Raw genomic sequence first — 24,435 nt, forward strand, 5'->3', positions numbered from 1 at the left:
AAGGTTAAAATTATTTAATTAAGAAATTGAATTTATCCATATTCTTAAGGGCAATACCGGTTCCGCGAACAACAGCTCTCAACGGATCTTCTGCTACAAATACAGGAAGACCGGTTTTTTTGTGCAATCTGTCTGCAAGACCTCTCAATAAAGCACCTCCTCCAGCAAGATAGATACCTGTTTTATAAATATCAGCAGCCAATTCCGGTGGTGTAAGAGAAAGCGTTTCCATCACAGCATCTTCGATTCTGATAATGGATTTGTCTAATGCACGTGCAATTTCTTTGTACCCTACCATGATCTCTTTTGGCTTTCCTGTAATAAGGTCTCTACCCTGTACCGGGATATCTTCAATATCAACGTCAAGATCTTCTACTGCAGAACCTACTTCAATTTTGATTCTTTCAGCTGTTCTCTCTCCGATGTAAAGGTTATGATGAGTTCTAAGATAGTAAGCGATATCGTTCGTAAATACGTCACCTGCAATTTTTACAGATTTGTCACACACAATACCTCCTAATGCAACAACAGCAATTTCCGTAGTACCACCACCTATATCGATGATCATATTTCCTTCAGGTTTCTGTACATCGATTCCAACTCCTATTGCCGCAGCCATTGGTTCGTAGATTAATCTTACTTCTTTTGCATTCACTTTCTGAGCAGAGTCTCTAACGGCTCTTTTCTCAACTTCAGTAATACCAGAAGGGATACAGATCACGATTCTCAGTGCCGGCTGTATGAATCTACCTTTAATTCCAGGAATTTTTTTGATAAATTCTTTAATCATGTGTTCAGAAGCGTGGAAATCTGCAATCACCCCATCTTTCAATGGACGAATCGTCTTGATATCCTCATGAGTTTTACCCTGCATATGTTTGGCCTGCTCACCGACCGCAATGGGTCTACCCGTAGAACGTTCAATTGCAACAATTGACGGCTGATCTATAACAATTTTATTATTATGGATGATTAGGGTATTGGCAGTACCAAGGTCTATCGCAATTTCTTGCGTAAACATATCGAATAAACTCATATTTTCCTTCTGATTTTAAGTTTACAAAGATATGAATTTAACCCTACTAAAGAAATTTAACCTGCATATAATTTGGTTAAAATTTTATTAAAATTCACAATTCTTTATTAACTTTTGATTGAATCATTTAAAGAGCCTGATTTAAACTAAAATTAATGAATGGGATAAGGAAGTCGGGAGATGGAAGATGTTTCGGACGGAAATCAACAGACAGACCCGTCAGAAACAGATAAAACCTTGATTATAAAATATTTTTGAACATTAGACCTCCTTCAACTTCCATCTCCCTGCTCCCTTTTCCCTTCCTTCTGACAATAGTTTTTCACGATAATTATCATATACATTATCAGAGGATGGTTAATTAAAAAAACCGTAAATTTGCAGCGATTATGTTACAATATTCCAACATCCATCAAACATCGAATTTTGCTGTACTTTCCATCAGCTATGAAAAAGCAGATGCAGAAACGAGGGGGAAATTCGCATTCTTTGACGAGAATATCAAAAACTTTGTCACCAGGATTCACAATGTGGATTTAGGAGATGCATTTGTGGTTTCCACATGTAACAGGACCGAGATCTATACCACTTCACCCAATTACCTTCTGGTCGCAGAGGAATATTGCAAAACCATCGGGGTTCATCTTACGGATTTCCTTCAGTTTGCGAATATCCTGACCAAAGAAGAGGCTCTTATCCACCTGTTCAGGGTAGCAGCAGGACTTGAGAGCCAGATCATCGGAGATTTTGAGATCATCGGGCAGATCAAAAAAGCGTACAGCCGGTTTAAAAAAGAAAGACAGAATTCTAATCCTTATCTGGAAAGAGCGATCAATGCTGCCATTCAGATCTCGAAAAGGATTAAAAATGAAACCGGAATTTCCACCGGTGCTGCGTCTGTATCTTATGCAGCCGTCCATTATATTTTAAACAACCAGAAAAAAATTACGGAAAAGAACATTCTTCTTTTAGGCGTAGGCGAGATTGGACAGAATACGGTTGAAAATCTGGTAAAACATGTTTACCAACCTAAAATTAAAATCGCCAACAGAACGCAGGAGAAAGCTGAAAAGATTTCCGAAAAATATAATATTCCTCATGTTGATTATTCTGATTTTGACCAGGAATTAAAAAATACCGACATTTTAATCGTTGCAACAGGAGCAAAACACCCTATTATCAACAAGTCTCATTTCCCGAACGGAAAAGAAACACTCGTGATCGATCTCTCTATTCCGCACAACGTTGAAAAGAACGTTACTGAAAATGAAAATGTAACCCTGATTGATGTAGATGAGCTTTCCAAACAGATCCAGGAAACGATCCAGCAACGGGAAAAAGAGATCCCGAAAGCTGAAAAAATCATCAAAGAACTGATGAAAGAGTTTCTGGAGTGGGAAAAAAAGAGAAAGCTGGCACCGAATATTCATCATTTCAAGGCTGTTCTGAAGAACATGGAACGCAATGAAATGCATCAATTTTACAGAAAAAATAAATACATAAACATCACGGACATGGAGCTTTCTGACAAAATGATCCAGAAAATTACCAACCGTTTTGCAAAATTTATCATCGATAATCCTTTAAAAGCCGAAGAAATTAGTAAATTAATGCACGAAATATTAGTTGAACAACCAAACAACGAATTCAATGAAAAGCATTAGAATCGGAACAAGAAATTCCGCACTTGCACTTTGGCAGGCAAGAGAGGTTGCTAGGCATCTTCAAAACCGTAATTATTTAACGGACATCGTTCCTATCGTATCTTCTGGGGATAAGAACTTAAATCAACCACTTTATTCCTTAGGGATCACCGGGGTTTTCACAAGAGACCTTGATGTGGCTTTGCTGAATGATGAGATTGACATCGCTGTACATTCTTTAAAAGATGTTCCCACGCAACTTCCCCAAAACATTGAGATCATCACGTACCTGGAAAGAGATTTCCCACAGGATGTCCTGATCAGAAAAGAATCTGCACGAAATAAAGAATTCCATGAGCTGAAACTGGCTACCAGCAGTTTGAGAAGAAGAGCATTCTGGCTAAAGAATTACCCTCATGCTGAGTTTTCCGATATCCGCGGGAATATCCAGACGCGTCTTCAAAAACTGGAGAACGGAGATTTTGATGCTACTATTTTATCTCTGGCAGGAATCAAAAGAATGAAAATGGATATCGATTACGAGATGCTTCCATTGATGATCCCAGCTGCTTCTCAGGGAGTAATTGCTGTTGCCGGGCATTCAGATAAAACTGAGATCAATGAAATCTTAGGCCAAATCAACCACAAGAAGACTCAAATCTGTGTAGAGATCGAAAGAAATTTCCTGAGCACACTGGAAGGCGGATGTACGGCCCCTATTGGCGCCTATGCAGAGATCATCGAAAACCAGATTCGTTTCAAAGCTGCTCTTTGCTCTTTGGATGGCAAAAACTGCATTGCTACTGACGAGAGTTTTGAATATAATGAAACTGAGAATTTCGGAGAAAAGTTCGCCAAGATCGTTCTTGAAAACGGAGGAAAAGAGCTGATGACTGAAATTAAAAATTCTTATTAAGAACTTTTAAGCTTATTTGTACTTTCATATTCTTACGTACAAACAATGAAAAAGTCCCTGTTTTTATTATTACTCACATTCTGTGTGTTTATGGCAAATGCACAGAATAAATTTGCACTCCAATTATCTGATTCTGCTTTGGGATTAATAGATAACACGGTTACCTATGATCCCACTTATTTCATACTTAAGTACCCCAATGGAGATGTCCCTGCCAATAAAGGAGTCTGTACAGATGTTGTTATAAGAGCATACAGAAAACTGGGGATTGATCTGCAAAAGGAAGTGCATGAGGACATGGCAAAAAATTTCTCAAAATATCCAAAAATCTGGGGATTAAAAAAACCGGACACCAATATTGATCACCGGAGAGTTCCGAATCTTGCCGTCTTCTTTTCTAAATTCGGAAAAGCAAAATCCATTGAAACCAATCCTGCACTTTATGTTCCGGGCGATATTGTTACCTGGCTTTTACCCGGGAATTTAACGCATATCGGAATTGTCGTCAATAAAAAATCTGCTGACGGAAAGAGGTTTTTGATTGTCCATAACATAGGAGGCGGACAGGTGATGGAAGACGTGCTTTTTAAATATACGATTACAGGACATTATCAATACCAGAAATAAGCCCCCTTTTATGAAAAATCTTATTTATGCTTTCTTTGTATTGATGGCATGTTGTACGAAAGCTCAAACCAGCGAATTTAAAATCATTAATAAACCGATAGACTATTCTCCCGAAAGAGTCCGCTTAAGTTTAGAGTATCTTAAAAGTCATTATAATATTGTTCAGAATACGGTCACCATTTCGCCTAAGGTAATTGTACTGCATTATACCGCTGGCGGAACTGTAGAAACGAATTATAAATATTTCAATAAGACCCATTTGGAATCTGCCCGAAACGTTTTAAAAAAACAGAGTACATTGAATGTTTCTTCGCAGTTTATCGTAGACAGGGACGGTACGATTTATCAGCTTATGGAGCCTAATAAGTTTGCAAGACACACCATTGGACTCAATTACTGCGCCATCGGCATTGAAAACATTGGAAGCAAAAGCCAGCCGCTTACAGAAAAACAAGCTGTAGCAAACGCACAATTAATTAGACACTTAACTAAAAAATACAGTATAGAATATCTTATAGGACACTCAGAATATGGTATATTTAGGGGGTCAAAACTTTGGAAAGAGACTGACCCAGATTATTTTACAGCAAAAGACGATCCGGGTAAAGATTTCATGAAAAAAGTAAGACTACTCGTTACTGATTTACACTTAAAAGATAAGCCCTGATGACAATTCTATTTACCAAAACCATAGATGCCACCTTATTATCCAAAGAATTAGGATCGGATATCTCGGCTGAATGTATTGAGGTGATTAGGACTGAGCCTATAAAAATGGCGCCATTTGACTTAAAAAATCACTCATTGATTTTCACAAGTGTCAATGGGGTAAGATCATTTTTTAAAAATCAGTTTAAGCCCAACGAAGATTTTACCGCCAAAAACTACAATAAAATATACTGCGTTGGAGAAAAAACGAAGCGTGAGCTAAGAAAATACGGTTTCGGAACATTTAAAGTTCTGAAAAATGCCGATACCCTTTCGAGGTTTATCATCGGAAACTGCCAACACGAACAGTTCCTTCATTTTTGTGGCAATCTGGCCATTGATGTCCTGGACAAGGACCTTCCTCTTCAGAATATCCAATACAAAAAGATCACCATTTACAACACGGAAGAAATCCATCCTTCAGTACCTGAAAAATATCATGCTGCAGTTTTTTTTAGTCCAAGCGGAGTTCGTAGTTTTGCAAAACTCAACTCTTTAGAAGGAATGAAGATTTTTTCAATCGGAGAAACAACCTCCAATGAACTGCGCAAGCACACCACAGAGGAGATCTTTACATCAGAAGAAAACAATCTGGCTTCTATTTTTGGGCTGATAAAAAAAGAACTTTGAGCAGCTACAAGTTTGGCTGGTAAAAATAATGAGTGCCGGGAACGGCCGTATTAGTTTAAATAAATTATGATTAAAAACGACTTATATTTAAAAGCACTCCGCGGAGAAACGGTAGAAAGACCGCCGGTATGGATGATGAGACAGGCCGGAAGATATCTGCCGGAATTCATTGCTCTTCGTGATAAATATGACTTCTTTACAAGATGCCAGACTCCTGAACTGGCTTCTGAGATTACTGTACAGCCTATCCGTAGGTTTCCTTTGGATGCAGCCATCTTGTTTTCTGACATTTTAGTAGTTCCCCAAGCCATGGGAATTGATTTTAAAATGAAAGAGAATGTAGGTCCGTGGCTGGACAATCCGATCAGAACGATGGAACAAGTTCAGAATGTGATAGTTCCTGATGTGGACGATACTTTAGGATACGTTTTTGATGCCATTGAACTTACATTAATTAAATTAGACAACGAAATTCCATTGATCGGTTTCGCGGGTTCTCCTTGGACCATCCTATGTTACTGTATTGAAGGAAAAGGAAGTAAAGCTTTTGATATTGCGAAATCATTCTGTTTCCAGCAACCTGAAGCGGCTCATTTACTGCTTCAGAAGATCACAGATACTACGATTGCTTATTTAAAAAGAAAAGTTGAAAAAGGCGTTTCTGCTGTTCAGGTTTTTGATTCCTGGGGTGGAATGCTTTCTCCTGCAGATTATCAGGAATTCTCATGGCAGTATATCAACCAGATCGTTGAAGCCTTAAGCCCACTTACCCATGTTGTGGTATTTGGAAAAGGATGCTGGTTTGCTCTCGAAGACATGACCATGTCTAAAGTGTCTGCTCTGGGTGTTGACTGGACTATTAAACCTGAGCTTGCAAGAACATTAACGAACCATACGATGACTCTTCAGGGGAATTTTGACCCTGCAAGACTGCATTCTACTCCGGAAACGATCAAAAAGATGGTGACCGAGATGATTAACCGTTTTGGAAAAGACAGATATATTGCGAATCTTGGACACGGAATCTTACCTAACATCCCTGTAGAAAATGCGGAAGCGTTTATCAGAGCGGTTGTGGATTGGAAACCGAATATATAGGATTTATTTCATAAAAAACAAAAGCCCTTTCAATTGTTTGAAAGGGCTTTTCTATGAGAAAAAATTAGTATTTAATTCACTTCAGTAATGAAATCTTCTTTAGACTTTCTCACTTTGGTAAGATTCACCAACCAGTCCGATTCCGTATTTCTGTATCCGATTGGCAACAATAAAACACTCTTTAAACCTTTTTCTTTTAAGTTTAAAACTTCATCTACAGCCTCAGGTGAAAACCCTTCCATTGGGGTAGAATCCACTTCTTCAAAAGCTGCTGCAATAATGGCTGCTCCAAATGAGATGTAAGCCTGTTTTGCAGCGTGGGTAAAGTTCTCTTCGGCAGATCTTTGAGGATAAGTCCCTAACAGCATCTGTCTGTAGTTTTCCCAGCCTTCATTTTTAAAGCCTCTGATCTCGTTCGTAAGGTCGAACATACTGTTAATTCTTTCTTCCGTATAATTGTCCCAGGCAGCAAACACCAAAAGATGTGAACAGTCTGTGATCTGCGGCTGATTCCATGCATGAGGCTTGATCTGCTCTTTTACCTCCTGATTGGTGATCACAATAATCTCAAAAGGCTGAAGCCCGCTGGATGTAGGAGCCAGTCTTGCAGCTTCCAATATTTTATCCACTTTTTCCTGTGGTACTTTTTGACCGTTCATTGCTTTGGTTGCAAATCTCCAGTTCAGTTTTTCTATTAATTCCATTACGTTAAATTTAGACAGAGCAAAATTACTTCAAGAAGAAAGACAAGCCGGCATAAAAATTCCTATCTCAGAGATTGGCAAAGTCTATTATTTACATGTTCTCTGATAATATCCCATTAATTAAACTAATAAATCCCCCAAAATTTGGAGGATTTGTTAGTTTTCCAGTGATATTTTTAATTATCTTTATGTTATCATTAACATTTTAAATCATTGAATATGAAAAAATTAGACAAAGAAAAAATGAAAAAAATCGTAGCTGGCGGTGAAATCTGCCTTGAATGTGCAATTGGATATGTTCAAGTGATTGTTCAGGGAAGATGTTACTGTGTTTTTCAGGAGTAATTTATCACAAAAAGCAGTTAACCAACTGCTTTTCATTTTTATCCCAACATTTTCTGAGCTTTCTTCACGCCTTCTATAAGCTTGTCAATTTCTTCAAATGTATTGTAAACCGCAAAACTGGCTCTTACCGTTCCTGCTATATTGAAAAAGTCCATGATCGGCTGCGTACAGTGATGTCCTGTTCTTACCGCGATACCCATTTTATCAAGGATCATACCTACATCAGAAGAAATCCCGACCCCCTCCAGATTAAAGGAAACTACGCCCGTTCTTTTGGCTTTTTCACCGTAGATCTTTATGTTTTCCAGTTCTAAAAGCTGTCTTTGAGCATAGTCCAGCAAGGCATTTTCATGATTCTGAATATTCTGTCTGCCTGTTTTTTCAATAAAATCAACAGCAGCACCCAGTGCAATGTTTCCTCCTACATTCGGTGTTCCTGCTTCATATTTAAAAGGAAGCCCAGCGTAAGTCGTTCCGTCAAAAGAACATGTTGCGATCATCTCCCCTCCTCCATGGAATGGTGGTAATTCTTCCAGTATTTCCTGTTTTCCATAAAGGATTCCGGTTCCCATCGGCGCATACATTTTATGTCCGGAAAACACAAAGAAATCACAGTCCATCTTTTGTACATCAATCTCAAAGTGAGGCGCAGACTGTGCCCCATCAATCACGATATATGCATCTGAATTTTTCCTTGTTTTCGCAATGATCTCCTCAATAGGATTCACAATTCCCAATGCATTGGACACCTGGTTTACAGAAACTACTTTGGTTTTTTCACTTAAAAACTCATCCAGATAGTCCAGTTGAAGAATACCATTTTCATCAATCGGGATCACTCTAAGCTTTGCTCCTGTTCTTTCACAAAGCAATTGCCATGGAACAATATTGGAGTGATGCTCCAGATAGGAAATAATAATCTCATCATCTTTTTTAAGCTTCTGTGTTAAAATATAGGCGATGAGGTTCAGCCCTTCTGTGGTTCCTTTTGTAAAAATGACTTCAAAATCATGTTTAGCATTAATGAATTTCTGGATCTTTCTTCTTGAAAGCTCCATTTCTTCGGTAGCCAGCTGGCTTAAGGTATGGATTCCTCTATGAACATTGGCATTAAGCTCGGTATAATAATCATTCCAGACCTTTAAAACAGAATCCGGCTTCTGAGATGTTGCTGCATTATCTAAGTAAACCAAAGGCTTACCATTCACTTCGCGGTTTAATATAGTAAACTGACTTCTTATTTCCTGAATGTCAAACATTTATTAAAATTTTAAATTAGATCGCTCTTATTTAGAACACTTCAAATTTACGTCTTTTTTTCTGAAAGGACGCATGGGGCTCCAGGCTGATACTTATCAGCTGATAGAAAGATTCGATTGACATGATGGTAAGAAGGATCATTTACCCTTTTGGCTTTAAAATAAAAAACCTGCCAATAAATTGACAGGTTTTATATGATTTGTTGAATCAGCAAATATTATTCTGCTGCAGTTTCTTCTGCTGGAGCTGCTCCTTCTTCAGTTGCAACTTCTTCATCCTCATCATCTGCTACTGCACCACCTTTCATTGCATTTCTAGACATCTTAACAGCTACTACAACTGCATTGTCCGGGTGCACGAAAGAGAATCCTTCAGTCTTAATTCCACCTACATAAAGTTTGTTACCAATTTTCAATGAAGTAACGTCTACAACTACCTCGTCTGGTAAGTTTGCAGGAATTGCTTTCACTTTCAATTTTCTGAAAGACTGACGTAAAACACCACCAGCCACAACACCTTTAGAACGTCCGGTAAGTCTTACAGGAACTTCCATAACCACTGGCTTATCGTCAGATAATTGGTAGAAGTCTACGTGTAAAATTTTGTCCGTAATTGGGTGGAACTGAATATCCTGAAGAACTGCTGGAATTGTTTCTCCGTTTAGTTCAATAGATACCGTGTGTGCTTCAGGAGTGTATACTAAACCTTTAAAAGCTTTCTCTTCAGCAGAGAAGTTTAAAGGAGCTTCACCTCCATAAACAACACAAGGAACTAATTCAGCATCACGTAAAGCTTTTGTAGACTTTTTGCCCACGCTTTCTCTTTTTGTACCTTGAATTGTAATAGATTTCATTTATAAAAAATTTAAAAAATTGTTCAGTTTAAATTTGCAATATGCTAAAAATCAATTAGATAATAAACTTACTGCTAATTGATTGGTGCTCATGAACCATGGTCATAACATCCGCAAATAATGGGGCGCAAGATAGCACTTTTATTTTAGTTGACAAATTATTTTTAACAGGAATTGAGTCAGTTACAATAACTTCCAGCAATTTAGAGCTCTCAATATTTTCGTATGCTTTTCCGGAAAGTACTCCGTGAGTTGCCATCGCTCTTACTGATTTTGCTCCTTTTTCCATCAAAATATCTGCAGCTTTACAAAGTGTACCCGCAGTATCGATCATATCATCAATAAGGATCACATTTTTCCCTTCTACATCACCGATAAGGAACATCTCTTCTATAACATTGGCTTTTTTTCTTTCTTTGTAAGCAATTACGACTTCAGCACCCAGGTGACCTGCATAGTTTTTTGCTCTTTTTGCACCTCCCATATCCGGTGAAGCAATAGTAAGATTATCCAGGTTTAAGGCTCTGATATAATCCACAAAAATACTTGAAGCATAAAGATGATCTACCGGAATCTCGAAGAATCCCTGAATCTGGTCTGCGTGAAGATCCATGGTCATAATTCTCGTTGCTCCAGCTGCTGTTAATAGATTAGCAACCAGTTTTGCACCTATCGGCGCTCTTGGCTTGTCTTTTCTGTCCTGTCTTGCAAGTCCGAAATAAGGAATCACAACAGTAATGCTCTTTGCGGAAGCTCTTTTCGCTGCATCAATCATCAATAGAAGTTCTAAAAGATTGTCTGCTGGCGGGAAGGTAGATCCGATTAAGAAAACTCTTCCACCTCTTACAGATTCATCCAAAACAGGCTCAAATTCCCCATCACTGAACTCCTGAAAGTTGATTTTCCCTAACTCTTTCCCATAATGTTGGGCAATGTTTTCTGCCAAGTCCTTACTGGTTCTTGTACAAAATAGATAACTTAACTGATCGGCCATTTTTACTTTTTAAAGATTTTGCAAATTTAAAAAAAAACCACAAGAATTACTCTTGTGGTTTCTAAGTTTTTATTTTCCTGTATTATTACGGGAATTTTATTCCTGAATATTTATTAGGATCTACCTGCGGCAGCGTAGATTTATACTTCAAATTAATCGATTTCATAAACTCGTTGGCAATTACGGCATATCCTCTTCCTGTAAGGTGAACCCCATCAAGAGAGAAAGCTCCTCCTGTCACGAATTTGGCAGTATATCTTACCCCATCGAATAAAATACCTGATTGCCCATTAAGCTCAACCATTTTAGCATTACCATCTACAAAAGCTAATCCATAAGAATCAGCAAGTGATTTTATAGAAGCATTATAAGCATCTACTGCTGTCTTCACATAAGAAGCTTCTGTTTTTGTTAATACATGTTGGTTTTGTAACGGATAAGAAATTCCGTAAACATTTACAGGAGCCGGTACTCCAGCTGCAGTAGTCCCAATCAGAGAACTAGATGTAAGAAGGATATAGTCATCTGATTTAGCTTGTCTTGCCTGTCCAAAGATTTGTCCAAATGCCGCTGCTGTAAGCGGTCCTAAAGAAGGAGTCAATGCGGCAGTAAGCTGTGCAGACAGATCTGTAAGAGCAACATCTTTGATTAATACAGGATTGGAAGAAGTAGAAGAAAGTAAATTAATTCTGTCTCCAGCTCCAAAAGCAGTCAATGCCTGCTTTAACGGCCCGTACAAGCTTGCATTAAGAGTTGCTAAATTTGCCCCTAAAGTTGTTGGCGTTAAAGGATTGTAAGGAACTGTCGTAAAGAAAGGAATAGAAGTAACATAAGGAATATTTCCAATAACTCCTTTTGTTGTTCCTACACTTTTAAGACCATCCAATACATTTTTAATAGATCCTGCTACAAGATTAGGATCAGAAATATCATTTGATTTATACGTTAGTGGATTTACATTACCACTCTGAACCGTTGCCGGAGTATAAGTAGTAACCCCACCTACCGTCTGAGAATTTGTTCCTCCGTTAGTAGCATAAGATAATACGTCATTGTTTCCAATCCAAAGAGAGAAAAATGTAGGTTTCTGAGCCATTGCATCCTGTAAAACAGAAGTTGTTGCAGAAGTTGCAAATCGCACAAAATATGGATTGGCAGCTCCTACGGCAAGATTGGCAGCACTTCCGTAACCTGGCGCAACCAAGTGGAAAGATTTTGCCCCCGGAACTCCCATATTTTGGTAAGGTCCACCGGCTGTCACATTATCTAATGCTGCTGCAGGGCTACTCGCAACAGGACTTAAACTACCGCTTGCTGTAACTTGAAGATTCAATTTCCCAGGAAAGCCAGGTAATCCTATAAACCCACCTACATCATTGGGCATCAAAGGTTGCTTAAATGCTCCGCCACCTGCAAGTTTCATCTGCATTGCAATGATACTTGGATATGATTCATTTTGTCCACTGCTGTAAAGCGCTCCATCTCTATAACCGGAAGTCAAAGAGTTCCCCAGAGAAACATAATTAGAAAAGTTGGCCTCCCCGCTTGTTACCTGAATATCTTTTACATCAGTATCAAAATCATTATTACAACTTGTTGTAAAAAGAAGTGCAGACACGGCAAGTGCTGATATTATAATTTTTTTCATAGTCTTTCAATTAAAAAGGGTTATACGATAAACCTAAACCAAAGTAAAATGCTTGAGCTTTTGCCTGTCCGTTAAAGCCAAGGGCAGCATTCCTTACGTCTCTGGCCTGAGGAAGTGCATATCCTCCTGCTACATCAACTCCAAACTGCTTTAGTTTAAAGCCTACCCCTCCGGTAATCACATACGTGTTAAATGAAGGTGTTTCTGCAATAAAATGATCATCAGAATATGGAGATTCATCATAATATGCTCCCAAACGTCCAAAGATCATATCAGTGAATGCATACTGAGTCCCTAATCTAAATGTTTTTGAATTTTTGAAGTTTTTAGGAGCTACAAGTATAGTAGGATCGCCCGGCGTATTTCCAACCGGAGCATTAGCAAAATCTAATGTCAGTTTGCTGTATCTTTCCCATCCATGGTAGTTGAAGTCTGCCGAAACCAACCACTTTGGTGTTACTTTATAAGTTAAACCAATCGTATATTCTTCAACCAAAGGAAGAGTTGCAGTAAATTTATCCTGTCCCGTACTTGGGTCTAATCCTAATAAAGGATAAATAGATGCAGACGGGAACTGGAAGGTAGCCGTTCCTTTTTTAGCTTTCATGTCTACAGGCGAACGGTAAGCAATACTGATGTCTAATTTCGGATCAGGTCTGAAATAGAACCCGAATCCATAACCGCTACCACTTGCTTTTTCGTCTTTAATATTAAGTTCACCACCAAACTGCGTTACAGCTTTATCCCAGTTTACTTTACCTTTTGCATAAATATAGCTTGCCCCGAATGATACCCAAGGAGCCAATTTTACAGAAACCATAGGCTGAAAGTAGAAGCTCTTCAGCTCCAGCTTCTGCACCATTTCTTTCCCTTCCCAGTCACTTGGCCATTGAATTGTACTTCCAAAAGGGGTTGTAAAACTGAAACCAATAGATAGGTTCTCTATCGGTCTGTAAGCAACGGCAGCATATATCGGAGTTCCGATAGGGTTATCTGTTTCTGTACTCTGTAAAGTATTCAAGTTTTGAAAAGTAACTTTATTACTTGCACCAAACCCTCCTGCTACTATACTCAGTTTAGAAGGAATGAATGACATACCCGCTGGGTTAAAGAATGCCACACTTGCATCTTCGGCATGAGCACTAGTATGCGCCATTGCCAATTGTTTTACTCCCTGCAGAGATACCCTGAAGCCTCCTGCGTAAGATAAAACACCCGCCAATAAAGCAGTTGATACTAATATTTTTTTCATAGACTGTTATTATATAATCCAAATATAAAATTAATTTGAATACACCTGTTAATATTTCTTAATATTTTAAACAATATACGAAAAGAAAATTATGTTTGAAATAACACTTTAAAAATATATCAGGCTAAACACATATACACTAGTAACTTATAAGCTTTTAACATATTATATATTTTCTACGTTTAATGTTAAACGATACCTATATTGAATATTTAAGTATTTTAGAATTGCATAAAGATAAATTTACATAAATTTGCAAGATTATAAAAAATAGTTATATATGAGTTGTGGATGCAAAACATCCGGCGATTCTGCCCATTCTTGCGGACCAAAAAAAACCGCGAATGGCTGTGAAAGTGTAAATACCTGTGGTAATAGTTATAAATTAAGTGTTTTCGACTGGCTTTCTGACATTAACAATCCTGCATCGAACAGGTGCGATCTTGTAGAAGTTAGATTTAAAAATGACAGAAAATCGTTTTATAAAAATGTAAATAATATTCCTTTACATATAGGTAGCGTAGTAACAGTAGAATCAAGCCCGGGACACGATGTAGGCGTTGTAAGCCTTACCGGAGAATTAGTAAAGATTCAGATAAAAAAGAAAAAATTTCCTGAAGAATCAATACTTAAAATATACAGACAAGCTAACCAAAAGGACCTTGAAGTCTGGCAGGAAGCAAGAAATAGAGAAGATGCTGTAAAGCTTGAAGCGAGAAAAATCGCACACAGAATAGGTCTTGAAATGAAGGTCACTGACGTAGAATATCAAGGGGATTCTTCAAAGATTACCTTCTACTACACAGCTGATAACCGAGTGGATTTCAGACAGCTGATAAAAGAATATGCCGGTGCTTTCCGAACTAAGATCGATATGAAACAGATCGGGTTCAGACAGGAAGCAGCAAAAGTTGGCGGGATAGGATCATGTGGAAGAGAACTTTGCTGTTCGACCTGGCTTACCGATTTCAGATCTGTCAATACGAATGTAGCCAGATACCAGCAGTTAAGCATCAACCCGCAAAAACTGGCAGGACAGTGTGGTAAGCTAAAATGCTGCCTTAATTATGAACTGGACAGTTACCTTGATACATTGAGCCACTTCCCTTCTTCATCAACAACATTGGACACTGAAAAAGGAAGAGCATTTTGTATCAAAATCGACGTTTTCAAAAAGAAAATGTGGTTTGCTTATGTTGACAGTTCAATGGCATGGTATGATTTTGATATTGAACTTGTTAAGAAATTTATCGCAAAAAATAAAAAAGGCGAAAAAATCCTTCCTCTGGAAGATCTGAAGCAACCTGATACTCCTGTTCAAACCATCGACCTAATCCAGGAAAACAATATGGACAGGTTCGAAAAAAAGAACAGAGGGAACAATAACAGGAATAGAAACCAGAACAGACCGAACAGCGGTGGACAGGGGCAAGGACAACAGGTACAAGGCCAGAGCCAGGGACCAAAGAAAAGCAGACCAGAAAGGCCTGAAAGATCCGAAAGACCGGAAAACCCTAGCGCTAATTCCGGAAACCAGCCAAGACCGCAACAGAAACCGCAGCCAAAGCCGCAACAGCAGCCAAAAGCACAAACGGAAAAAACTGATGCACCTTCTAACCCGGAAGCAAAACAGCCAAACCCGAATAAGAAAAATTTTAAAAAGAAATATCCTCCAAAAAAAGATAAAAATGCGTAAAATTTTAGGATTATTACCTCTCATCCTTTTCTTTAGCTGTCAATCTTCTTCGGGAGAAAATGTCATCATGAACTCTGTTAACAACAAATGGAGCAAGAAAAGCGAGCAAAAATTTAATCTTGAAGTTTCAGATCCGCAGAATCCTAAAAATATTATATTTGTCGTAAGAAATAACAACAGTTACCCTTACAGCAATATAAGGTTTATTGTAAACTTCACCAATCTCCAGAACAAAAAGAAGGAAACAGATACCCTGAATTATGTCCTGGCAAAACCAAACGGAGAATGGCTTGGTACAGGTTTTGGTGATACGAAGGAAGCTTTATTTCAGTATAGACTGAACTATAAATTTCCGGAAAAAGGAAAGTATGAAATCAGCCTGATCCAGGCGATGAGAAATGACAACCTTCCGGGAATTGAAGATGTTGGAGTAAAAATAGAAACGGCTAAACCGTAACCATAAATGGAAGACAACAGACAAAACGCAGGAAATAAGGGGAAAACCTTCCCTCTTCCTCCCAAAAAAAAGAAAGATACCTCTTGGAAAAAGTGGGTTAAATTTATTTGGATTGGACTCATTGCAGTCGTTTTAGGTATTTCAGGACTTTTCTTTTCTGTTTCCCAGGGCTTTCTTGGAGAAATGCCGGATGTAAAGGAACTTGAAAACCCCGATATTTATGTCGCTTCTGAAATTATTTCTTCGGACGGTGTTACTTTAGGCAGGTTTGAAAAGGAAAAAACACAGCCTATTGTTTATAAAGACCTTCCCCCTTATCTTATTTATGCCCTTCAGGCTAAAGAAGATGAGCGTTTCAAAGAACACTCAGGAATTGACCTTCAGTCTATTGCCAGAGCTGTAGTCTATGGAGGTGGACGAGGTGGAGGTTCTACCATTACTCAACAGTTAGCGAAGCTTCTTTTCACAGGATCTGCTTCTCAGAATAAAATTGAAAGAGCATTTCAGAAACTGAAAGAATGGGTCGTGGCAGTAAGTCTTGAAAAAAGATACACCAAAGAAGAGATCATTACATTGTATTTCAATAAGTTTGACTTTCTTTTCAATGCAAACGGTGTAGAAATGGCATCCAAAGTTTACTTTAACAAAAAAACTTCGGAGCTTACCCTTCCTGAGGCTGCAACTTTCGTAGCCATGCTTGAAAACCCAAGAAAGAACAACCCTTACAGATATCCAGAAAAAGCAAAAGAAAGAAGAAATGTAGTATTGGATCAGATGCAGAAAACAGGATATATTGATCAGGCTACGTATGAAAAAGCGATCAGTACCCCTATAGCTGTAGACTTCCACCCTATTAAAAACATTACAGACGGATATTCGGCTTATTATAAGTTCTATTTAAGAAAAGAAATAGACAGATATCTTGAAGGTTATGAAAAGGAAACAGGCAAGAAGCTTAACCTTTACAAAGACGGGTTAAAAATATATGTTACTCTGGATTCCAAAATGCAGAAGTACGCAGAAGAATCTATCCGAGAACATCTTACTGATGTTCAGAAAAGATTTGATGCAGAACAGAGAGGAAGAAAGAACTGGCCATTTTATTACCTTAATGATAAACAGATCAAAGATGTAATGATGCAGGCGGTAAGAAGAACTGGCCGTTATAAGCTATTAAAAGCGGACGGTATGCCTGAAGACTCTATCATTATGGAGTTTAAAAAACCTACCAAAACTTCCCGTTTCACATGGAGCGGAGAAGAAGAAGTGGAAATGTCTCCGTGGGATTCCATCAGATGGCACAAAAAAGTGGCACAGGCCGGCTTAATGTCGATGGTTCCGGGAAGTGGAGAGATCAAAGCGTGGGTAGGAGGTATAGACTGGCAACATTTCCAGTATGACCACATCAAACAGGGTAAAAGACAGGTAGGATCTACCTTCAAACCTTTTGTATATGCCACCGCTATTATGAAACTGGGTATGACACCATGCTCTACAGTTTCTAATGCTTCTTACAGCCATAACGGATGGAATGTTCCAGGAAGAGGAGGAATGCTGACGTTGAAAGATGGTTTGGCACACTCTCAAAACCCGATTGCGGCTAGACTTATCGAAATGACGGGAGTAGACGCCGTTATCCAGACGGCAAGAGACCTGGGAGTTACAGAAGATATTCCTAGAAACAATACCATTGCTTTAGGTTCATCAGATATTACCATCTATGAAATGCTAGGTGCTTACAGTACTTTCGCCAACTATGGAAACTACAATAAACCGGAAATGATCTGGAGAATTGAAGATGCCAACGGAAGGGTGATCAAAGAAGTAAATGTAGAGCCGAAAGAAGTAATGAACCCAATGTATGCTTACACCATGATTGAACTCATGAAAGGGGTTGCACAATATGGTACCGCTTCCGGAGAATTAGGAAGAAGAGGAATCTCTAAAGGTGTGGAAATTGCTGCTAAAACAGGGACTACACAGAACAACTCTGACGGTTGGTTTATGGGGATCACTCCAAAACTGGCAACAGGAGCCTGGGTAGGATGGGAAGACAGAGCTACCCACTTCCTGGGGACCGGTGAAGGTCAGGGTGCGAAAATGGCATTACCGATCTGGGCTATCTTCATGAAGAAAGTTTGGGCAGATAAATCTCTGGGAATCACACCTGATGATAAATTCACCAGACCATCTGACTGGAAAGACGGATGTTCAAACCTAAAAGGCCTCGGTGAAGGCTATGGAGATGACGGAGGACTTCAGACCATTGATGAGATAAAAAATCCAAGGCCCGTAGATCCTACACCTAAAAACAATACAGAAAAAAAAGAAGAAAATATCAACGACAATCTTCACTCAACCGATGAGGTAGATTTCAATAAATAAATTCTCTTTTAGAAATACACAAGACCTTTCAATAATTTGGAAGGTCTTTTCTTTTATAATTAATACCTTTGATCTATGAATATTGAACAGATCAAACAGCCCTTCACCGATATATTTCCAGGAGATTTCTCTGACAATCCAATGCAGAGAAACACCCCGAAAGTTCTATTTGCAACCGTAAAACCTGCAGGTTTTGACGGACCGAAACTGATTGCCTTTAACGAAACCCTGGCAGAAGAAATAGGTCTTGGACCCTATGAAGAAAAGGATCTGGATTTTCTCGTAGGAAATAACCTTCCTGAAAACGTAAAAACATATGCCACAGCCTATGCAGGACACCAGTTCGGAAACTGGGCAGGGCAGCTTGGAGACGGAAGGGCAATCCTTGCAGGAGAAATCATCAGTAAGGACGGAAAAAAGACAGAAATCCAATGGAAAGGTTCGGGCGCCACTCCTTATTCAAGGCATGCAGACGGAAGAGCGGTATTGAGATCTTCACTACGTGAATATCTGATGAGTGAAGCCATGTATCATCTGGGAGTTCCTACCACCAGAGCTTTAAGTCTTGCTTTCACTGGTGAAGATGTGGTAAGGGATATGATGTATAACGGAAATCCACAACTGGAAAAAGGAGCTGTAGTTATCAGAACTGCTGAAAGTTTTCTCCGTTTCGGACATTTTGAACTGATCTCTGCACAGCAGGAATATAAAACCCTGCAGGATCTGGTTGATTTCACTATTACAAATTACTATCCGGAAATCACTACTGATGGTGTCGGAAAATACAAACACTTTTTTGAAAATTTATGTACAAGAACAGCCAATCTCATGACCGAATGGTTCAGAGTAGGATTCGTTCATGGTGTTATGAATACCGATAACATGTCTGTTCTAGGGTTAACCATAGACTACGGTCCTTATTCAATGATGGATGAATACGATCTGAATTTCACTCCAAACACAACCGATCTTCCGGGAAGAAGATATGCTTTCGGGAAGCAGGGTCAGATCTCACAATGGAATCTATGGCAGCTAGCGAATGCCCTTCATCCGCTCATCAAAGACGAAAAATTTTTAGAAGATACTCTCAATCATTATGGGTCCTATTTTTGGGAAGCTCACGACAAAATGCTCTGCAAAAAATTTGGATTCGACGAACTCAGGGAGAGTGATGAAGAGTTTTTCACGAACTGGCAGGGACTGATGCAGGAACTTCAGTTGGATTATACTCTGTTTTTTAATCAGCTGGAAAAATTAAATCATGAAAGTGACGTTAAGTCTTTTTTTGAAAATGTATCCTATGTCGTTTTAACAGATCAGCGAGTTCGAAAACTAGAGGACTTCACCAAAAAATATGAAGCAAGACTGATATCCAACACGATTTCGAGAGAAGAGTCATTATCTCTGATGAAAAAGTCAAATCCAAAGTTTACCTTGAGAAATTATCTTCTTTATGAATGTATCGAAGAGATCAATGCCGGGAAAACTGAAATGCTTGAAAAACTCACCCGTGCTTTAGAAAATCCTTATGAAGAATTATATCCTGAATTTTCAGCAAAAAGACCATCTGCCTATGATGATACGACAGGCTGTTCTACACTTTCATGCAGTTCCTAAAAGCTAAAACACACTTAATGAGCAATTTAAAATATATTTTTCAATATCAAAATAATAATTTTTCACTACTTTTGGAAAAATCTTATTATTATGAAAAAAATTCTCTTTTCTCTAAGTGTATTGCTTGGAATTACAGCATCAAATGCTCAGACGGTGCTTCTTGATGAAAATTTTGACTCTTACGGTAACTTCATTACTACAGGTTTTGGAAGCTGGCTTACTCTGGACCTTGACGGCAGACCTACCTACACAGGAGGTGGTCCTACAGAAGATGATTCCTGGACGGCAAACTGGGCAAATGCCAATGCACCAATGGCTTTTCAAATCTTTAACCCTTCTGCTTCAAATGTAACTAATAATGCTACTCCAATTCCAGGAGTGGATGAAGAAGTAAGAAACTTCGCTCCTCACAGCGGAGCTAAATACGCTGCCTGCTGGAATGCTACTCCACCAACAGGAGGTACAGTAGTTAACAATGACTGGCTGATCTCACCTCCGATAACTCTGGGTGCTGCCGCAAACACATTATCCCTATGGACAAAGTCATTGTCAAATTCTTATGGGCTTGAAAAATACAGAATAGGAATCTATGTGGGATCAGGTACCCCTACTGCTGCCGCCAACTTTACCATAATTGCAGGAGCAGGAGCACAACCACTGCTTGCACCATACCCCAATTGGGGACAAGGATCTTACAGCTTGGATACCTATGCAGGGCAAACCATCAGAATAGGCATCCAATGTGTATCAAATGATATTTACATGTTCATGGTAGACGATATAAAAGTTACAACTGGAACTTTGAGTACAAGTGAAACAGCAAAAACTAAAAATTCAGCAGCATTCTATCCTAATCCAACAAAAGGAGCGATCAACATCAAGACTGATAAAAAAGTAAAAATGATTTCTGTTATGGATATGTCCGGAAGAACGGTGATGAAAACGGAGTCTGACAAAACAGATATTTCATCGCTTTCAAAAGGAACCTATATCATCAAAGCGGAATTTAACGACGGTACATCTGCTATCGAAAAAGTGATCAAGCAGTAATGACATGATCATAATCTTTAAAACTCACCACACAAGGTGAGTTTTTTTATTTTATTTTTGCAAAAAACTGACACGTGTCTCTTATTAAAACAAAACTTATTAACCTTTTAAAACAGGTATTCCCTTCTACCTACACCGAGTTGGCAGTATTTCTGTTCTTCCTGATTTGTTACGGTATTCTGGGCTCTTATATTGCGCTTCATTACAGAATTATTTTTGACAGTAGAATTCCCTGGGATGCTTATTTCAGCTTTGACAATAAAGCGATTGTGATGACCGGCGGAAGTTTTGAGAGGCATCCTTTGGCTTACTACTTTTTCAACTGGATCAGAGAGTTTTCCTTAATGATTTCAGGCGGAAAAACGGACACCACCTTTAGACTTACGCTTGCCTGGCTCAGCAATACAGCCATAAGTCTGTGCATGGTTCAGATTTTCAAGTACCTTAAGAACATCACCGGACTCCCACTTACAATCAGTTTGCTGATCATTCTGTTTTTCGGAGCTTTTTCAACAAATATTATTCTTTCTTTTACCCCTGAAAATTTCACCTATACGCTGCTTTTGCTCAGTATTTACAACTATTATGCTGCTGTAAAGCTAAAAAGAGACGAAAAAATACCCGGATCGGCACTTACGCTTGCCGGAATTACCATCGGAGGCCTTACAATTACCAATCTTGTTAAGGTTTTTATTCCCATATTATTTGAAAAGGATCTTTTCAGAAGCTGGAAAAAATTTGGAAATGCGGTTTTTCGTGTAGTACTTACCACGGTATGTTTTGTATTTCTTTATCTGTTGAGAATTGATTTTAAGTATGAAAACATCTTTTCAAAAACCAACCAACAGTATGAAAAGTTCTCCAATGTAGAATCAATTCCGGATTGGGACATGATGCTTTCTTATTTTTTTGGCGGCAGTATTTTGTTTCCAAGCTTCATGACAACGGACAAACATAACATGAAAGGTTTTGACTTTAAAGGCCTTTTAATGGAACCATATTCTTCTTCATTCTGTTATGCTTTTATCATTGCATTATTAGCCCTTATTTTGTGGAGTTATTTTAAAAATTTCAAAAATAAACTGGTGCAAATCCTGGCCATTTCATTCCTGGTTGACATTGTCATTCACTGCATTATGAGGTTTGGACTTCACACTTCATATATCTATGGAGGACATTTTATTTTTGTCTATCCATTGCTTCTGGGGTGGCTTTTTAACAGCTACAGATCACACCAGAAAACCTTATCATTTTTAATGGCAACAATGGTTATTTTATTAGCTTTTCTATTGGCAAACAACTTTTTCCGAATGTCTGATTTTTTCCAGTTCCTGGAAACCTATTATCAATAAAAAAAGCTGAGAAAATTCTCAGCTTTAGTTTTATAATCTTTTCATCTTTATCTCGCTTCCGCACAGAAAATCCTGTACTGTACAGCAACCGCCGATTTAAAGTATTCTCTTATTTTTGACAGATCTGAAGCTGCACTCTGTTTGGTAAAGTAGCTTCCTGCTAAAATCTTATAGTTGGGTCTTAAAGAAGCATCCGTTTCCACTTTAAGATTCGGGAATCTTTTTCTGAAATAAGATTTCACCTCATTCGCTTCCTCGTTACTCTTTACCGTTGTGATCTGAATTTTAAATCCTAAAATTCTCGGATTTTTTCTACAAATCTCTGCATTGCTCAATTCTCTGCTCGGAACATAGATTTTTGGAGGCTTTGGAGCTGTAACAATTCCGTTATCTGTATTATTTTCTCTTACTGAAGAACCCGAAGGACCTCCGGCAGTCCTCGAACATTTATCTTCAATTCCTCCTAAAGCAGCGCTTACTTTGGGGTCCATCGTCATTATTAGCTCCGTACCAGACAGCGTATCCTTTTTAACAACCTGTTGGGCTTCAACACTATAAAACCCAAATAAAGATATTATTGAAAATATTTTGATTAAATTTCTCATTTAAACTTGTTTCTGCAAATCTATTAAAATTAAAAAATTATACCAAACAACACTATTTAGAATCAATACAAATTAAACGTAAATGATATTTTCCCTTTTCCATATACCGTTAAATTCCTGTTAAAAATATTATTTTTGCGGAATTGATTGGTTCAATATTTTACTAACATAAGATAATTTAAATGATTAGTTGGAGAAAGCATTATAAACAAACGTTGATCGCAATAGGCTTATTGCTATCGACAAGTGCTTCAATTTACGGGCAAGACGGCGATCCTAAAAATGGAGAGAAACTTTTCAAAGCGAATTGTACTGCATGTCACGCGCTGGACAAACAGGTAATAGGACCACCTCTTAAGGGTGTTGTAGAACGTGTAAAGACAGAGGGTGGTGTAGACAAAGATTGGCTTCACAAGTGGATCAAAGACAACAAAGCTCTGAGAGCTTCTGGGGATAAATACGCCAATGAGATTTTCGAAAAATTTAATAAGACTGAGATGTTGCAGTTTCCTAATCTTACCGATAAGGATATTGACGACATTTTAGCATTCACCACTAATCCTCCGGCTCCGGAAGAGAAGAAACCGGCAGCAGGAACAGCTACAGCAGACGGTGCCGCTGCAGCTCCAGCAAATAATACTACAACAAGCGTAGTTATTATTTCACTTCTGGCCATTGCAGCTCTATTGGTTTGGATCTTAATTAAACTGAGACAATTGGTTAAATTAGGTCAATCCGAAGACTTAGCAGGACTTAACGAAACGAGAGTTAAATCTTTCAGCGAAATTTATGAGAAGTACCACTACATAGGTAAAGCAGCATTGGGTATCCTTGCCCTTCTGGCCGCTTATGGAGTTTGGAACTGGATCATGTGGATTGGTGTTTACAAAGGGTATAAGCCTGAACAACCTATCTACTTCTCTCACAAAATTCACGCTGGGGAACAAAAAATTGACTGTCAGTTATGTCACTCAAGTGCCAAGTATGGTAAAGTATCCGAAATTCCATCGATGAACGTTTGTATGAACTGTCACAGAACTATTTCTGAGTACAATGCAGACCACTACATGGAGCCAGGAAAAGATAAAGCATTCTACGACGGTGAAATCCAGAAGATTTATGCAGCTACAGGCTGGGATCCTGCAAAACAGGTATACACTGGAAAAACACAGCCGGTTGAATGGACCAGAATCCACAACATGCCAGACTTCGTGTACTTCAACCACTCTCAACACGTAGTAGCAGGTGAACAAGCGATCATCAATTCTTTCAACAAAAAGAATCCAAACAACAAAATTGATGTTGTATGTAAAGCTTGTCACGGAAAAATTGATACAATGAATGTTGTTCAAATGGCTAACGACTTCACCATGGGATGGTGTATCGAGTGTCACAGAACTACTGAGGTTGATATGAACAACGGTTATAATAAAGAATACTTCAAGAATCTACATGACAAGTTGAAAAAACAATATCCTCAGGATGGCGGTAAGATCACTGTAGATGCAATTGGAGGTCTTGAGTGTGGTAAATGTCATTATTAATAACTAAAAAATTAG

The 24,435-nt window shown here is 38.5% G+C and carries 22 protein-coding genes; 14 read left to right on the forward strand and 8 right to left on the reverse strand.

What is annotated here, in order from left to right; translation table 11 throughout:
- Positions 1-10: 10 nt before the first annotated feature.
- Complete coding sequence (locus NZD88_RS13290) at positions 11-1,036, reverse strand: rod shape-determining protein (RefSeq protein ID WP_034700899.1); 1,026 nt, start codon at positions 1,034-1,036, stop codon at positions 11-13.
- Between the two features lie 389 nt (positions 1,037-1,425).
- Here NZD88_RS13290 and hemA point away from each other — a divergent pair, with 389 nt between their 5' ends.
- From hemA to hemE, 6 genes are all read left to right on the forward strand, one after another.
- A complete protein-coding gene (hemA, locus tag NZD88_RS13295) occupies positions 1,426-2,700 on the forward strand; it encodes a glutamyl-tRNA reductase (protein ID WP_169234451.1) in 1,275 nt (424 codons plus the stop codon).
- Positions 2,687-3,595: a hydroxymethylbilane synthase gene (hemC, locus tag NZD88_RS13300; RefSeq protein ID WP_259829794.1), complete on the forward strand. Its 909-nt coding sequence runs from the start codon at positions 2,687-2,689 to the stop codon at positions 3,593-3,595. Before hemA ends, hemC begins: the two co-directional genes overlap by 14 nt.
- Positions 3,596-3,640: 45 nt before the next feature.
- Positions 3,641-4,222 carry a DUF1287 domain-containing protein gene (locus NZD88_RS13305; RefSeq protein ID WP_259829796.1) on the forward strand — a complete coding sequence of 194 codons (582 nt, stop codon included), beginning with the start codon at positions 3,641-3,643 and terminating at the stop codon, positions 4,220-4,222.
- Between the two features lie 10 nt (positions 4,223-4,232).
- Positions 4,233-4,889 (forward strand): peptidoglycan recognition protein family protein, encoded by a 657-nt coding sequence (locus tag NZD88_RS13310; protein ID WP_259829798.1) that lies wholly within the window; start codon positions 4,233-4,235, stop codon positions 4,887-4,889.
- Positions 4,889-5,560, forward strand: coding sequence for a uroporphyrinogen-III synthase (locus tag NZD88_RS13315; RefSeq protein ID WP_259829800.1), 672 nt, complete (start codon positions 4,889-4,891; stop codon positions 5,558-5,560). The genes NZD88_RS13310 and NZD88_RS13315 overlap by 1 nt, the downstream gene beginning before the upstream one ends.
- Positions 5,561-5,626: 66 nt before the next feature.
- Positions 5,627-6,658 carry a uroporphyrinogen decarboxylase gene (hemE, locus tag NZD88_RS13320; protein WP_169234446.1) on the forward strand — a complete coding sequence of 344 codons (1,032 nt, stop codon included), beginning with the start codon at positions 5,627-5,629 and terminating at the stop codon, positions 6,656-6,658.
- Positions 6,659-6,729: 71 nt separating this feature from the next.
- On the opposite strand, the gene NZD88_RS13325 is transcribed toward hemE, so the two are convergent.
- A complete protein-coding gene (locus NZD88_RS13325; protein WP_259829802.1) occupies positions 6,730-7,362 on the reverse strand; it encodes an NAD(P)H-dependent oxidoreductase in 633 nt (210 codons plus the stop codon).
- Between the two features lie 219 nt (positions 7,363-7,581).
- Here NZD88_RS13325 and NZD88_RS13330 point away from each other — a divergent pair, with 219 nt between their 5' ends.
- Positions 7,582-7,707 (forward strand): GNAT family acetyltransferase, encoded by a 126-nt coding sequence (locus tag NZD88_RS13330; protein WP_259829803.1) that lies wholly within the window; start codon positions 7,582-7,584, stop codon positions 7,705-7,707.
- A 38-nt stretch (positions 7,708-7,745) separates the two neighbouring features.
- Here NZD88_RS13330 and NZD88_RS13335 read toward each other — a convergent pair whose 3' ends face one another.
- The 5 genes from NZD88_RS13335 to NZD88_RS13355 all read right to left on the reverse strand — a co-directional run bounded on the left by NZD88_RS13335 (position 7,746) and on the right by NZD88_RS13355 (position 13,714).
- The gene (locus NZD88_RS13335) at positions 7,746-8,966 is read right to left on the reverse strand and encodes a cysteine desulfurase (protein WP_259829804.1); all 1,221 of its coding nucleotides are present in this window, start codon (positions 8,964-8,966) and stop codon (positions 7,746-7,748) included.
- A 218-nt stretch (positions 8,967-9,184) separates the two neighbouring features.
- Positions 9,185-9,820: a 50S ribosomal protein L25/general stress protein Ctc gene (locus NZD88_RS13340; protein WP_259829805.1), complete on the reverse strand. Its 636-nt coding sequence runs from the start codon at positions 9,818-9,820 to the stop codon at positions 9,185-9,187.
- A 55-nt stretch (positions 9,821-9,875) separates the two neighbouring features.
- Entirely contained in the window at positions 9,876-10,814 is a 939-nt protein-coding gene (locus tag NZD88_RS13345; RefSeq protein ID WP_259829806.1) for a ribose-phosphate pyrophosphokinase, read from the reverse strand.
- 85 nt (positions 10,815-10,899) lie between these two features.
- Positions 10,900-12,462, reverse strand: coding sequence for an SGNH/GDSL hydrolase family protein (locus tag NZD88_RS13350; RefSeq protein ID WP_259829808.1), 1,563 nt, complete (start codon positions 12,460-12,462; stop codon positions 10,900-10,902).
- A gap of 10 nt (positions 12,463-12,472) precedes the next feature.
- Complete coding sequence (locus NZD88_RS13355) at positions 12,473-13,714, reverse strand: OmpP1/FadL family transporter (protein ID WP_259829809.1); 1,242 nt, start codon at positions 13,712-13,714, stop codon at positions 12,473-12,475.
- Between the two features lie 280 nt (positions 13,715-13,994).
- Here NZD88_RS13355 and NZD88_RS13360 point away from each other — a divergent pair, with 280 nt between their 5' ends.
- The 6 genes from NZD88_RS13360 to NZD88_RS13385 all read left to right on the forward strand — a co-directional run bounded on the left by NZD88_RS13360 (position 13,995) and on the right by NZD88_RS13385 (position 22,271).
- Positions 13,995-15,410 carry a PSP1 domain-containing protein gene (locus NZD88_RS13360; RefSeq protein WP_259829810.1) on the forward strand — a complete coding sequence of 472 codons (1,416 nt, stop codon included), beginning with the start codon at positions 13,995-13,997 and terminating at the stop codon, positions 15,408-15,410.
- Positions 15,403-15,867: a gliding motility lipoprotein GldH gene (locus NZD88_RS13365; RefSeq protein ID WP_259829811.1), complete on the forward strand. Its 465-nt coding sequence runs from the start codon at positions 15,403-15,405 to the stop codon at positions 15,865-15,867. Before NZD88_RS13360 ends, NZD88_RS13365 begins: the two co-directional genes overlap by 8 nt.
- Positions 15,868-15,873: 6 nt before the next feature.
- On the forward strand, positions 15,874-18,252 hold the full coding sequence (locus tag NZD88_RS13370; RefSeq protein ID WP_259829812.1) for a transglycosylase domain-containing protein: 2,379 nt from the start codon (positions 15,874-15,876) through the stop codon (positions 18,250-18,252).
- Positions 18,253-18,327: 75 nt separating this feature from the next.
- A complete protein-coding gene (locus NZD88_RS13375) occupies positions 18,328-19,869 on the forward strand; it encodes a protein adenylyltransferase SelO (protein WP_259829813.1) in 1,542 nt (513 codons plus the stop codon).
- A 90-nt stretch (positions 19,870-19,959) separates the two neighbouring features.
- Positions 19,960-20,919, forward strand: coding sequence for a T9SS-dependent choice-of-anchor J family protein (locus tag NZD88_RS13380; protein ID WP_259829814.1), 960 nt, complete (start codon positions 19,960-19,962; stop codon positions 20,917-20,919).
- 74 nt (positions 20,920-20,993) lie between these two features.
- On the forward strand, positions 20,994-22,271 hold the full coding sequence (locus tag NZD88_RS13385; protein ID WP_259829815.1) for a DUF6080 domain-containing protein: 1,278 nt from the start codon (positions 20,994-20,996) through the stop codon (positions 22,269-22,271).
- Positions 22,272-22,318: 47 nt separating this feature from the next.
- Here NZD88_RS13385 and NZD88_RS13390 read toward each other — a convergent pair whose 3' ends face one another.
- Positions 22,319-22,876 (reverse strand): SPOR domain-containing protein, encoded by a 558-nt coding sequence (locus tag NZD88_RS13390; protein WP_169234433.1) that lies wholly within the window; start codon positions 22,874-22,876, stop codon positions 22,319-22,321.
- Between the two features lie 182 nt (positions 22,877-23,058).
- Between NZD88_RS13390 and NZD88_RS13395 the strand changes: the two genes are divergently transcribed.
- A complete protein-coding gene (locus NZD88_RS13395; RefSeq protein WP_259829816.1) occupies positions 23,059-24,420 on the forward strand; it encodes a c-type cytochrome in 1,362 nt (453 codons plus the stop codon).
- Positions 24,421-24,435 lie beyond the last annotated feature (15 nt).

This window comes from Chryseobacterium pyrolae (genome assembly GCF_025153485.1).
In the GTDB taxonomy this organism is placed as follows: Bacteria; Bacteroidota; Bacteroidia; order Flavobacteriales; family Weeksellaceae; genus Chryseobacterium; species Chryseobacterium antibioticum.